Origin of the sequence: Paractinoplanes globisporus DSM 43857, assembly GCF_000379645.1 — a bacterium.
GTDB classification, from domain to species: Bacteria; Actinomycetota; Actinomycetes; order Mycobacteriales; family Micromonosporaceae; genus Actinoplanes; species Actinoplanes globisporus.
Genome location: NZ_KB903301.1, coordinates 212377 through 225465, shown reverse-complemented (window position 1 = coordinate 225465; position 13089 = coordinate 212377). Strand labels below are relative to the sequence as shown.

Genomic DNA, 13089 nt, shown 5'->3' with positions numbered 1-13089 from the left:
CTAGACGAGTAAGTCCTAACTCGGCTAGGCGGACGACTAGTAGGCGGATGCTATTTACACCTGTGTAGGAGAAGGGTGTCGATGATCTGTTTGTGACGACAGACATCAACACCCTTCTCACCGCACTGTACGTGAAGATCGACGACTGGCTCGTACGGCCTCGCCGCGCTGGGCGTCCACCGAAGCTCTCCGACGCTGAACTGCTGACCATCGCGGTTGCCCAAGCCTTGCTCGGTATCCGCTCCGAGGCCCGCTGGCTGCGGTTGCTGCCCGCCCATCTACCAGGTGCATTCCCGTACCTGCCCAGCCAGTCGGGCTACAACAAACGTCTGCGTGGCGCTCTACCCTTGCTCAAGCAGGTGATCCGCCTGCTCGCAGCGGACACCGATCTGTGGCACGACGACGTCTGGGTCACCGACTCCACCCCCGTCGAGTGCGGCCGATCCCGGCCCACCGCCAAACGTTCGGACCTGGCCGGCTGGGCCGGTTACGGCTACTGCTCGTCACACTCGCGCTTCTTCTGGGGCCTGCGCCTGCACCTGATCTGCACACCGTCCGGGCTCCCGATCGCCTGGACCCTGGCAACCCCGAAGACCGACGAACGCCACATCCTGACTGCCGCCCTGGAAGACGACCCCGCCCTGCTGTCCGGCCGGCATGGGCAACTGATCATCGCGGACAAGGGCTACGTCTCCGCTGAACTCGACCGGTGGCTGACCGACCGCGGGATCCGGCTGCTGCGCCCGTCTTACCGCAACCGAACCCCACACCCTGGCGAGCACCTGCTCAAACCCATCCGCCAGCTGATCGAGTCGGTCAACGACACGTTGAAAGGCCAGCTCGACCTCGAACTGCACGGCGGCCGCAGTATCGAAGGCGTCGGCGCCCGCATCGCTCAACGCCTACTCGCCATGACCGCCGCGATCTGGCACAACCGCGCTACCGGACAACCTTTGACCAGGTCATTGATCGCCTACGACCACTAACCCAAGTTGGGACTTACTCGTCTAGGACAGCCGCAGCTCGGACCAGTCGAGGACGCCCTCGCCCAGATCCCGCACCGTCGCCAGCAGCCCGAGCCGGGCCGCCCGCACCTGCTCGTCCTCGTCCATCACGAAGATCTCGTCGAAGAACGTCGCCAGGGGCGCGACGAGCCGCGACACGACCTCGGTGAACCGGAGCAGATCGGGCTCGGTGGCCGCAGCCAGCGAATCCCGCACCGACCCGACCGCCGCGACCAGCGCCACCTCGGCCGGCTCCTTCAGCACCCCCGCATCGAATCCGGCCACCGTCGACGGCGGCACGATCCGCCGCGCTCGCTGCACCGCCTCCGCCACCGCCACGAAGTCAGGATTCGCCGTGACCGAGGCCAGCTGCGTCAACAGGTGACCCGCCACCGACGGCCGGGCAAAGTGGGGGAGCACCGCCCGTACGCGATCAATGGGGTTGCCCTCCTCGGCGAGCGTCTGCTCGAGGCGCTTGGCCAGGAAGTCCGCGCACGCGGCGAGCACCTCGTCCGAGACCGGCACCGGCTGCCGGGCGGCCGCCTCGCGCAGCCCGTCCGTCAGCGAAAGAGCGCCTAGCGCCGGATGCGCCCGGTGCACCGCCAGCAGCCCGAGCACGGCCCGGCGTACGGCAAAGGGGTCGCTGCTGCCCGTCGGCAGCCCCACCGTCGCCGCGAGCCCGGCCACCAGGTCGAGCCGGTCGGCCAGCGACAGCAGCGCTCCCGGCAGCGAGGCCGGCAGAGCGTCCCCGGTGCTCCGGGGCAGTTCGTTCTCGTAGACGGCCTGCGCGACGTCCCGGGGCTCGCCCGCGTGCATCGCGTAGTCCCGGGCCATGATCCCGGCGAGGCTGGTCATCTCGGTGACGAGCTGCGAGCCGAGGTCGAACTTCACCAACGCGGCCGCGCGGTTCAACGCCGCCGACGACAGCCCCAGCGACGACGCCAGCGCCAGGGCCAGCGACGCGATCCGCGCCGACCGATCGGCCATCGAGCCCAGGCGGTCGGTGAACGTGACCCGCTGCAGCCGCTCCCGCATCACCGGCAGCGGAGTCTCCCGGTCGGCCCGGTAGAAGAACGCCGCATCCTCGTAGCGGGCCCGCAGCACCGCCTCGTTACCGGCCCGCACCAGCTCGACGTCCACCGGCCCGTTCGCCACCGTCACGAACATCGGCAGCAGTGCGCCATCGGAGGACCGCACCGGCAGGTACCGCTGGTGCTTGCGCATCACCGTCGTCAGCACCGCGTCGGGCAGCGAAAGATAGCTCTCGTCGAACGTGCCGAGCAGCGGCGTCGGCGCCTCCACCAGGTACGTGATCTGATCGATCAGCGCGGCCTCCCCGCGCACGTCGACCCGCCCGTCCGGGTAGACGTGGTCCTGGGCGCCGGTGACGATCAGCTCGCGCCGGTCCTCGGGGTCGGCGACGATCCCGTGGAAGGCGAGCGTCTCCATGAACGTCTCCGCCGACGCGATCTCCAGCGTGGGGGAGGCAGCGGTCCGCAGCACGCGCGTCTGGCGGCCCGCGGCGAGGGTGCCCACCGCGACCGGTACTACGTCGTCACCCCAGAGCGCGACCAGCCAGCGGATCGGCCGGCTGTAGGACAGCTGCGGGTCGCGCCAGCGCATGTTCTTCGCGGCGCGCAGCCCCGACACCACCTTCGCCAGCACCGGGGCCAGAACCTCGGCCGCCGCGCCGCCGACCTCGGGCCGGGTCACCACGGCGTGTTGCACGCCGTTGAACGAAGCCTCGCCGAGCTCGGCCAGGGTTGCCCCCTGCCCACGGAGGAACCCCTCGAGCGCCTTCGTCGGCGCCCCGTCCGCCCCGTACGCCGCCGCCAGCTTGGGGCCGCGCACCACGCGTACGTGATCGTCCTCGCGCGCGGCGACGTCGGCGACCACCGCGACCAGACGCCGGGGTGTGGCGAAGACCCGCACGTCCCCGTGGGTGAGCCGGGTGCCGGCGAGACCGCTTCTGATCTCCCGCTCCACGGCGTCGCGCGCGGCCCGGCACTCGGACGGCGGCAGTTCCTCGGTGCCGATCTCGAAGACCAGCAGCCGCGCGCCGTCCCGCTCCGCCGGAGCCGCACTCGCCGTGGCCAACGCGGGCGGAGAGACTCTTCCCAGGGGATGTGAAAGCTCATCCCGGCGCGCCACCCACAGCTTGGCCACCTCGCCGGCCAGCCGCCGCATCCGCCCGAACTCGGCCGCCCGGTCCGCCGTGGACACGGCACCGCGCGAGTCGAGCACGTTGAACGCCTGCGAACATTTCAGCACGTAGGTGTGCGCCGGCACCGGAAGTCCGGCATCGATCAGCCGCTGCGCCTCGCCCGCGTAGATCTCCAGCAACTGCCGGTTGGCCGCCACATCGGCATCGTCCAGGTAGTACCGGGACATCTCGTACTCGCCCTGTCCGAATACCTCGCCGTACGAGATTCCCGGCGCGTACTCGATGTCCTTGAAATGGTTCTTGTCCTGAAGCGCCATGATGATGCGCTCGATGCCATAGGTGATCTCGACCGAAACCGGGTCCAAATTGATCCCACCGGCCTGCTGAAAATACGTGAACTGCGTGATTTCCAGTCCGTCGAGCCACACTTCCCAGCCGAGCCCCCAAGCTCCCAGCGCCGGCGACGCCCAGTTGTCCTCGACAAACCGCACATCGTGCGCCGCCACGTCGATACCCAGCGCCGCCAGGCTGCCCAGATAGAGCTCCTGCGGATTCCCCGGATCGGGTTTCAGGATCACCTGCAACTGCGTATGAGTCTGCAGCCGATTAGGGTTCTCCCCATACCGCGAGTCATCCGGCCGAACCGACGGCTCCACATAGACGACCCGCCACGGCTCCGGCCCCAGCACCCGCAAAAACGTGGCCGGATTGAGCGTCCCGGCCCCCACCTCGGTATTCATCGGCTGCACGACCAGGCACCCCTGATCAGTCCAATACGAGGTCAACCGAGCCAGCGCGTCCTGCATGGTGAGCATGGCGCGAAGTCTAGGGCGTGGCTCTCCGCGCGCATCCGATATCCCCGCCCGGTCACGCCTCCGGTCGTCGTGTAGCGGCTTTCCATTCAAACCCCCCAGCAGCGGTACGCGTCGACAACGCCCGCCGAACTGAGGAGCTCCCGAGTCCGGCCGCCCCGCCGTGCCCCGCGACCACCTGCCACCCCAGGCCGCAGCGCGCCTCTCGCGTGAGCGGAAAGTAATCGCCCGAACACCCATTGCGACCGATGGTCGCTCAATCGCAGGAGGCTGACGTGGCGACTCGTCGATCCCGCTTTGCCCGGAGCGGGCGGGCTGGGCTCCTCGTGGCCGGGTTTCTCGCCATCATGGTGATCGTTCTCGGTTCGCCGCTGCTCCTGGCCGCCCTTTCCGGCACCGCCCTGCCGTGGGGCCGGCTGGCCGACGTCGGCGACGCGTTCGAGGGAGCGTCCGCGCTGCTGTCGGCGATCGCGTTGTGCGGCATCGGCGCTTCGTTGCTCTACCAGCAGCGCCAGGTCCGCCAAGAGCTGGCCGGCATGGACCGCCAACAACACGCCGAGTTGTTGAAGCTCGCGCTCGACAATCCCGAATTCATGGAGATGCTCAACGGTGAGCCGGCCGGCCCGCACGCTCGTCAGGAGACCTACGCGAACCTCACGATGATGTATTGGCTCGCCATCTGGGAGTTGGGCGAGATCGACGATGACGAGCTGCGCCTGATGGTCGGGAGCCTATTTCGCAGCGATGTCGCGAGACGCTGGTGGGCGCGCGTGGGGGCGGTCTGGATCGGCACGCGGCACCGGCCCGAGCGAGTTCGCTTTCTGTCGATCATCTCGGCCGAACACGCTCTCGCACAGCGGGCCGTCGTCGAGTCGCATTGCGAGGTCAGGGCCGTCGACCGGCACCGCCCGAACGTCGCGGCCGGTGCCGCGTTGGCGGTGGGCGTCGCCGTCGGCCTGGGTTTTCGCCTGCTCGGCCGGTGTCAGGGCCGGCGGAGGCGGTCGGCCCGGATGTCCTCGATCAAGCGGCGCCACGTGTCCCGGTCGTAGCAGAGGGTCCCGCCGTGCGGATCTTTTGAGTCGCGGACGAAAACCGCGTCGCCGCCCTCGGAGATCGCGACCTCCACGCAGGCGCTGTTCGCCACGGAATAGGAGCTCTTCCGCCATTCCAAGCTCATGTCAGCGAGACTAAACCGCGGGATGACGCCGGGCAGTCGCCCGATCGAGTGGCCCCACTTGTCGACTGTCACCAGGTGAAGCGGGAGGGGTAGGTGGCTTCGGCTATTTCCTTTTGGCCCTCGGCGTTGGGGTGGAAGTAGTCGACGTTGTTGACCAGGGTGAGGGTGTAGCGGACCTCGTGCACGCGCCCGCCGTCCCAGCGGCAGCGTTTGCCGTAGGCGTGGCAGGCCTCCTGCAGGGCGCCGTTGTAGTCGTTGACGCGGGAGCGGACCTGGTCGCGGCGGGCGTCGTCGGCGGGGGCGGTGGAGGTCGGCGCGGCCAGCAACGCCGGGCAGATGTGGAAGCGGGACCAGGTGCGGACGGCGTCGGCGTCGGTGTGGCCGACCTGCCACAGGCGGTAGATGTTGGGGATGCTCGCGACCAGGACCCGGGTGTTGGGGAGGCCCTTCTTGATGCGGGCCAGCGCCTGGTCGACCGAGGCACGGAAGCTGCTCACCGAGGTCATAGCCCCCGGCGTCGTGGCGCACGCGTCGTTGGCGCCGATCAGGACGGTGATGTACTGGGGCTTCACCGCGACGGCCCGGCGGGCCTGGGTGGGCAGGTCGGCGGCCTCGGCGCCGGGCTCGGCGTAGCTCTGGGCGTGGTTCTTGATGGCGGGGTTCTTGGCGAGGATGCGGCTGTAATGGCTGTCCACCGAAGAAGCGGTGCCCGTCGACCAGGAGTTGCGACCGCAGACCACGAACGTGCCGCAGCTGCCGAAGCCGGCCGTGATGGAGTCGCCGAGGGCGGCCATCGAGGACGGGTAGCCCTTGGTCGAGCCGGTGGTGGGCGCCGGACCGGCGCCGCCGGCACCCTGTTCGCAGGCGAGCATCAGAACGCCGAGGAGGGCCAGGGCGACGACATGCCAGCGGCGGATCATAAAACCCCCGGGACGTGACGGACAGCTACAAACTACGCACGGTATGTTATCCCGCGCCGGCCAGCAGGCGGTCGGCAACCTCGGAGCGCCGGTAGAGAACCGACCGGCCGTGCCGCGCGCTGACCAGCAGGCCGCCGGCGCGCAGGGCGCGCAGGTGCTGGTTGACGGCGGTCGTGGTCACGCCCAGGCGGGCGGCCAGTTCCGTGGACGACGCGGGCGTCGCGAGCTGGACGAGCAGGCCGGCTCGGTGGGCGCCGAGCAGGGCGGCGAGCGCCCCGGGGGAGGGCAGCGGCTGCGGTTCCCAGAGCGTGCCGATGCCGCGGGCGGCGTACAGGATCATGGGTGGTTCTTCGGGGGAGATCGGGGTCGAGGCGTTGGCGGTCCAGAGCGTGGGGACGAGGGTGAGGCCGCCGGTGGTGGCGCGGGTGTAGGTGACGTTCGAGCGCAGCTGCACCTCGACGACCTCGCCGACCAGGCTGACCTGCCGGGCCAGGCCCGCGAACATCGCCGCCAGCCCGCCGTGGGCCATCTCCCGGCCGCGGTACGTGACGTCGCCCTCGAGCAGCGCGCGCATCCGTGGCCAGTGCGGGGCGAAACATCGTTCCCAGTAGCCGGTGAGCGCCGACATGATCCGGGGCAGCGGTGGTGGCCGATAGGCGGCGCCGTGCAGCATCCGCAGGTCGCGAGCGACGACCGCGGGCGGGGTCGTGGCGACCGACGCGAACTCGTCCTCGATCCGGGTGACCGGGGACAGCGGTCGCGGGTTGAGAAAGTCCGGCGTCCACAGCCGTTCGTTGGCCAGCGCGGAGAGCGTCTCGGCGTCGAGCTCGTGGCGCGCCCTCAGCGTCTCGTGGATCCAGGGCAGGTGCAGCGGGAAACGACCGGGATCGCGCCAGGCCCGCAGTGACAGCACCATCTCGTTGAACGGGGAGATCGCGAACCGCACGTCGGCCAGGTCCTGGCCGACCAGCACATATCGCACGAGCATGAAGGAATAGGCTACATCGTTATCGCGTACGACGCCCGGGTGGCAGAAAGAACGGCGTGACGATCACGCTGGCGAAGTCCATCCACCCGACCGAGCGCGCCCTCGCCTTCGGCGCCGCGACCTCTTCCCTCGCCAAGGGCCTGCTGTTCGGCGTGAGCGCGCTGTTCTTCACCCGGGTGGTCGGGCTGTCCGCGGCGACCGTCGGGTTCGGGCTCACGGTGGCGGGCGGGGTCGGGCTGGCCACCGCGTTCGGGTCCGGCTACCTCTCCGACCGGCTCGGTGCGCGGCGGGTGCTGCTGGCGACGACGGTGCTGCAGGGCGCGGCGGTCGGGGCGTACACCATCGTGCGGAATGTGATCGCCTTCGTCCTGATCGCCAGTGTGGCGGTCGGCGCGGAGGCCGCGCAGCGGACGGCGCGCACGACGCTGCTGGCGCGGCAGTTCACCGGGGCCGACCGGGTCGAGGTGCGGGCCCGGCTGCGGGTGGTCACGAACGTCTTCATCGGCGCCGGCTCGGTGGCCGCCGCGGGCACGCTCACCCTGAACTCGCGCGCCGCCTACACGATCACGATGGTCGTCGCCGCCGTGCTGGTGCTGTCGGCGGCGATTCCCTTGCGCGGGTTGCCCGAGCCCCGCACTTTAAAAAACGAGCAGAAGCAGAAGACGCCGTTGCGGGACTGGCGCTACCTCGGGATCGCCGCGCTCAATGGCCTGCTCACCATCCAGTTCGGCCTGCTCACGGTCGGCATGCCGCTCTGGGTCACCGGCCACACCCGGGCCCCGGCCGCGACGGTCGCGCTGTTGCTCGTGCTCAACACGGCGTTCGTCGCGCTGTTCCAGGTGCGTGCGGCGCGGCTGGCCACCGACATCCGTACCGCTGGGCGAGTCGTCTTCGGCGCCGCGACGGCTCTCGCGCTCGCCTGCGCGCTCTACGCCTTCGCCGGGCACGGGCCGGCCGTCTTCGCCACCGCGCTGCTCGTCGTCGGCGTGCTCGCGCACAGCACCGGGGAGATCCTCGCCGAGGCCGGCGGCTGGGAGCTGGCGTTCGAGCTGGCCGACCCGCGCAACGCCGGCGCCTACCAGGGCGTCAGCCAGACCGGGTTCGCGGTCGGCACGATGCTCGCGCCGGCCGCGGTCACCACCACCGCGATCGACCACGGCGGTCCCGGCTGGGTGGTACTCGCGGTCACGTTCCTGGTCGCGGGCGCCGGTACCGCTGTTCTCGCCCGCACCGCCGTACCGCTGTTCTCGCCGCCACCGCGGTGAGAAGATCCGACGGATGAGTTGGCTGAGGCGGCACGACCCGAACCTCATGGCGGTCCGGCGGGCCGCCCGGGTGATGCTGGTCGCCTGCCTCGGCTTCTACTTCTGCCGGTACGTGATCGACGCGCCCGCGATGGCGCCGTACGCCCTGTTCGGAGCCGTCGCGCTCGGCGCCCTCTCGCAGATACCGGGCACGCCGATGCAGCGGGCGCGGACACTGCTCGCGGTGCTGCCGGTCGCCTGGGTGCTGGTCTCGCTGGGCACGCTGCTGTCGTTCAGCACGGTCGCCGCGACCGCCGGGATGTTCCTGCTCGGCTTCACGGTCAGTTACGTCGGCGTCGGCGGGCCGCGCCTGGCCGGGCTGGCCGCGGGCATGCAGCTGCTGTACATCCTGCCGTGCTTCCCGCCCTTCGACCCGGGGTCGCTGCCGTCCCGGCTGCTCGGCGTGACCATCGCGATCGTCCTGCTCGCGATCGCCGAGGTCGTGCTGTGGCCGGACCCGTCGCCGACGCCGTACCGGGAGAAGCTGGGCGCGGCGGTCGGGGCGCTGGCCGGGTGCCTGCAGGCGGTCGCGGACACCTGGGCCGGCGATCCCACCGGTCGCGACCGGCTGGCGGCGCTGCTGCCGGAGGCCACCGAGGCGGCCGAGGCGCTGCGGCCGTCGCGTCTTCCGCCGCTGCAACGCCCGGCCTCGGCCGGCCGGCGGGACCGGGCGCTGAGCTCGGCGTCGGGCACCGCGCGACTGCTGCTCGGCCGGGCCGTCGATCTTTTCTTCACCGACGAGAAGGGCTCGGTGACCCTTCCGGCGGCCACCGATCTCGTACGGCGGACCGCCGAGTGCACCGCGGCCGCGGCGGCCTGGTTGCGCGGCGACGGGCCGTTGCCGGACACGACGCACGTCGCCGCGGCGCTCACCGAGTTCCGCGTTGCCCGGATGAACACCGACCCGAGCGGGCTGCCCCCGGACCGGCTGCGGCTGGGCGCGCTCGCGCTGGCGCTGGGGGAGTGGACCAAGACGCTCATCTTCGCGATCCGGATATCCGCGGGCGAGCAGCCGGGGCATCCCGATCCGACGCCGGAGTCGGCCCGCCCGGGACCGTTCTGGTACGCGTACCGGAAGACTCCGGCGCTGTATTGGCACCGGCTGAGGGAAAATCTCACCCCGCGATCGGTCGCCTTTCAGGGCGCCCTGCGCCTGGCCGCGGCCCTGGCGGTGGCCCGGCTGCTCGCCGGCGAGCTGGACCTGTCGCACGGCTTCTGGGTCTTGCTGACGATCCTGACCGTGCTGCGCACCTCGGCCGCGGAGACTCGCTCGGCGCTGCGCCCGGCCCTGGTCGGCACGGTCGGGGGCTCGGTCGTCGCGGCGCTGCTGCTGATCGGCGGCATCGACCCGACGGTCTACGCGATCGCGCTGCCGATCGTCATGCTGGTCGGCTTCGCGGCCGGGCCGCTGCTCGGTCTCGGCTGGTCCCAGGCCCTCTTCACGCTCGTGATCACCTTCGTGTTCGCCCAGGTCACACCCGTCAACTGGCGGCTGGCCGAGGCGCGCGTGCTGGACGTGCTGCTCGGCGCGGCGATCGGCGTGCTGATCGGGCTCTTCGCCTGGCCGCGCGGCGGTGGCGGCGAGCTGCACCGGGCGGCGAGCACGTTCCTGACCTCGGCGGCCGACGTCGTGCGGGAGACGGTGGCGGTGATGGCGAACGGTCAGCAGCCGGGCGCGGCGATGCCGCACGCGCGCCTGACCGGTCAGCTCGCCGACGCGTCGTTCGCTCTCTACCAGAGCGAACGACATCCCCCGGCGTCGGTGGACTGGCAGGCGACTCTGCTGGCGGGACACCATGCCGTACGGGGGTCGGAGGCGCTCGTGCGCTCGTGTCCCGCCGGTGGGTTGCTGCCGTGCGTCGAGCCGCTCACGGCCCTGTCGTCGGACGTCGCCGAGCGGTACGCCGCCGTTTCCGCCGCTCTGAGTCGCCATGGGCCGCTGCCGGCGTCCATGCCGCCGCCGCTGGAGCTGAGCTGGCCCACCAACCTCGGGCAGGACCTCTACATCATCGCCGACCTGCGGGTCTGGCTGGGCGGACTGGCCGAGGACATCGGCGCGATCCGCGGGCGGCCCGAGGGCCTCGACGGGCTGCGCGGCCGGGTGGCACAGCTGGCCGACGGCGCCAGCTGAGTTCCGCCATTCCACGCCTTTTTCACGATAACTACGACATTGTACGCAAGTGGTGCAGATCGGCCGGGCGGAGGCGGCCCGAGGGGTTTCGCAGCGGCTGGCGGCGACGGTGGAGGCCTATCCGGGCCTCCGGGTCGTGCCGGTGCCGGCCCAATTCCTGCGGATGCCGTCCGACTCTTCCGCGGGCGGGCAGCGCGTGCTCCGCGGCGGGCGGCTGCCGGAGGCCGACGACGAGGTCTTCGAGGTGGTCGGCGAGCTGTGGCGCTCGGCCGGGAGCCTGGTCACCGACGCCGCGACCCCGGACGGCCGGGTGCTGTCCGCCACCGACCCGGCGGGGTACGTGATCTCTCTGGCCCGCTACGGGATCGACGACCCGGTGCTCACCGTGGCGTCGCCGCCGTTTCCCGCCCCGTTCCTCGACCGCGGGCTCGCGGCCGGGCTGCTGGCCGGGGTCGGCGTCGGCTGCCTCGGGCCGTGCGTGGCGCGGGTCGGGCCGTCGGAGGTGATCCCCGGGCTGGCGTCGTACTGGGGCTGGGTGCCGATCTTCGCGCTGGTCGTGATCGGCAGCCTGTGGTTCCCGGAGACCCGGCGCTTCGGCATCGGTCTGGCCGCCACCGGCCTGATCATCGGCGTAGCCGTGGCCGCGATCTTCTCGTGAATCGCTACTGATCTGCCCCTGGCATTGCCTGGCTCGCCCGTAGCCGCCCGCCGAACGGGACGGCATGCGACTCCGCCTAGTTCTCGCCCTGGTGACCGCCGTGCTGACCGTCCTGGTCGGCGCGCCGGCGCAGGCCACCCGCCCCCCGGCGATGAAGGCGCTGACGTTCAACCTCTGCGGCAACGTCTGCCGCAACGGCGAGGTGGCCGACACGGCCGGCAACATCGCCTACAAGATCCGCAAGCTGGGCGCCTCGGTCGTGATGCTGCAGGAGCTGTGCTACTCCCAGTTCCTCGGAATTCGCGACCGCCTGGCCCGGTACGGGTACGCGGCGGAGTTCGCGGCGGCCTCGCACGGCGGCCACTGCAACGACGACGACCACAAGCACGGAACGGCCTTCGGCGTCGCCCTGATCGCCCGCGGCCAGCTCTCGGGGAAGATCGTGTACCGCCTGCCCAGCCCGTACCGGGCCCCGTCGTCGTCCGAGGGGCGAGTCGTGCTGGGTGCCGTGGTGCGGCTGCCCGGCCGCACTTTGTTCGCGGTAACGACGCACACCGCGCTCGGCCCGAACCTGTCCATCCAACTGGCTGCCATCCGCCGCTGGCTGGTGCCGGTGGCGGCGCGGCGCCCGGTCCTTTTCGGCGGCGACCTGAACCTGGCCCCCTCCAGCGGCGACCTCGACCCCTTCTACACCGCCTTCGACGAGGCCGACGCCGACCGCGACCACCCGCTGCCCACCTTCATTCCGAGACCCGCCCGGAAGATCGACTACCTGTTCGGCAGCAAGCGTTTCCTGACCCCGTCCGGCGTGGCCCGGGCCGACACCGGCTACTCCGACCACAGCATGTATCTGGGCGCCTTCCGCTAGCGGGAGACCTCTGAGGAATCATGGCCGCATGGAGCCCTCCCTGCGCAGCTGGATCGAAGCCAACCTCGCCGGCCACCGCGTAGTGGCCGAACGGGACCTGACCGGCGGATACAGCAACCACAACATCCAGCTCACCACCGACGACGGCGCCCAGTTCGTGCTCCGCCGCTACCTGGGCGCCAATGCCTGCGCCGTCGAATCCGCCCTCGCCCGCAAGCTGACCGGCGTAGTACCGGTCCCCGAGGTCATAGCCGCCGACGAGACCGGCAAGACGGCCGGCGAGCCCGTCCTGCTCTCCGCCTTCGTCCCCGGCGAGCAGGTAGGCGCCGTCCTCACCCCCGCCACCGCCCCGGATCTGGGCCGCGAGGTAGGCGCCACCCTGGCCGCGATCGGCTCGGTCACCTTCGACGCCCCAGGCTTCTTCGCCGACGCCGGCCTCCAGCCCGGCCCGCCCGGCGCCGAGCCCATCGCCGGACTGGACGCCTTCGTCGACCGCTGCCTGCGCGAGGGCAACGCCGCCGGCCACCTGACCGACGACGAGCAGCGCGCCCTGCGCCGCTACGCCGAGGAGGCCACCCCGGGACTGGCCGCCCTGGCCGGCAGCCGCCACCTGGTGCACTCCGACTACAACCCCAAGAATCTCCTGGCCGCGCGGCGCGGTGACGGCTGGTCGTTGGTCGCGGTCCTCGATTGGGAGTACGCCTTCAGCAGCTCACCGTTGTTCGACGTCGGCAACATGCTCCGCTTCCCGCGCCCGGCCGGCTTCGAGGGCGCGTTCCTCGACGGCTTCCGCGCGGCCGGCGGTGAGTTGCCCCCGGACTGGAGGCAGCTCAGCCAGGCAATCGACCTGTACGCGCTGGCCGACTTCCTGACCCGCCCGGTCGAGCACCGCTATTTCGGCCGCGCGGTGGAGCGCATCCGCACCCTGCTCAGCGGTGGCTGACCAGCGGGTGGCGCTCAGCGGTGACTGACCAGCGGCCAGCCGGGCGGCCACCGTGTCGAACGGACGCAGGCCGCCGCGCTGGGCGCCGGCCAGGCCCTGCCGGTGGCGCTCAGCGGTGGC

Annotated in this window: 11 protein-coding genes; 7 read left to right on the top strand and 4 right to left on the bottom strand. The window is 71.2% G+C overall.

Annotated features, from left to right (window positions below):
• Nucleotides 1-92 precede the first annotated feature (92 nt).
• Nucleotides 93-986, top strand: a complete 894-nt coding sequence (locus tag A3CQ_RS0116380; protein WP_020510166.1) for an IS982 family transposase — start codon at nt 93-95, stop codon at nt 984-986.
• Nucleotides 987-1007: 21 nt separating this feature from the next.
• Here the strand turns inward: A3CQ_RS0116380 and A3CQ_RS0116375 are convergent, their stop codons facing one another.
• On the bottom strand, nt 1008-3983 hold the full coding sequence (locus tag A3CQ_RS0116375) for a glycine--tRNA ligase (RefSeq protein ID WP_026205765.1): 2976 nt from the start codon (nt 3981-3983) through the stop codon (nt 1008-1010).
• 272 nt (nt 3984-4255) lie between these two features.
• Here A3CQ_RS0116375 and A3CQ_RS0116370 point away from each other — a divergent pair, with 272 nt between their 5' ends.
• Complete coding sequence (locus tag A3CQ_RS0116370) at nt 4256-5029, top strand: DUF6082 family protein (RefSeq protein WP_169516281.1); 774 nt, start codon at nt 4256-4258, stop codon at nt 5027-5029.
• Here the strand turns inward: A3CQ_RS0116370 and A3CQ_RS59065 are convergent.
• The 3 genes from A3CQ_RS59065 to A3CQ_RS0116360 all read right to left on the bottom strand — a co-directional run bounded on the left by A3CQ_RS59065 (nt 4963) and on the right by A3CQ_RS0116360 (nt 7065).
• On the bottom strand, nt 4963-5157 hold the full coding sequence (locus tag A3CQ_RS59065) for a DUF397 domain-containing protein (RefSeq protein ID WP_084699103.1): 195 nt from the start codon (nt 5155-5157) through the stop codon (nt 4963-4965). The genes A3CQ_RS0116370 and A3CQ_RS59065 overlap by 67 nt on opposite strands.
• 68 nt (nt 5158-5225) lie before the next feature.
• Nucleotides 5226-6077, bottom strand: coding sequence for an SGNH/GDSL hydrolase family protein (locus tag A3CQ_RS0116365; RefSeq protein WP_020512021.1), 852 nt, complete (start codon nt 6075-6077; stop codon nt 5226-5228).
• A 46-nt stretch (nt 6078-6123) separates the two neighbouring features.
• Nucleotides 6124-7065, bottom strand: coding sequence for an ArsR/SmtB family transcription factor (locus tag A3CQ_RS0116360; protein WP_020512020.1), 942 nt, complete (start codon nt 7063-7065; stop codon nt 6124-6126).
• Nucleotides 7066-7121: 56 nt separating this feature from the next.
• On the opposite strand from A3CQ_RS0116360, the gene A3CQ_RS0116355 reads away from it, so the two are divergent.
• From A3CQ_RS0116355 to A3CQ_RS57460, 5 genes are all read left to right on the top strand, one after another.
• Complete coding sequence (locus A3CQ_RS0116355; RefSeq protein ID WP_020512019.1) at nt 7122-8330, top strand: MFS transporter; 1209 nt, start codon at nt 7122-7124, stop codon at nt 8328-8330.
• 13 nt (nt 8331-8343) lie between these two features.
• Nucleotides 8344-10500 (top strand): FUSC family protein, encoded by a 2157-nt coding sequence (locus A3CQ_RS53100; protein ID WP_020512018.1) that lies wholly within the window; start codon nt 8344-8346, stop codon nt 10498-10500.
• A 49-nt stretch (nt 10501-10549) separates the two neighbouring features.
• On the top strand, nt 10550-11158 hold the full coding sequence (locus A3CQ_RS0116345) for a hypothetical protein (protein WP_020512017.1): 609 nt from the start codon (nt 10550-10552) through the stop codon (nt 11156-11158).
• A 64-nt stretch (nt 11159-11222) separates the two neighbouring features.
• Nucleotides 11223-12026: an endonuclease/exonuclease/phosphatase family protein gene (locus A3CQ_RS0116340; RefSeq protein WP_026205763.1), complete on the top strand. Its 804-nt coding sequence runs from the start codon at nt 11223-11225 to the stop codon at nt 12024-12026.
• Nucleotides 12027-12054: 28 nt separating this feature from the next.
• Complete coding sequence (locus A3CQ_RS57460; protein WP_020512015.1) at nt 12055-12969, top strand: phosphotransferase family protein; 915 nt, start codon at nt 12055-12057, stop codon at nt 12967-12969.
• Nucleotides 12970-13089 lie beyond the last annotated feature (120 nt).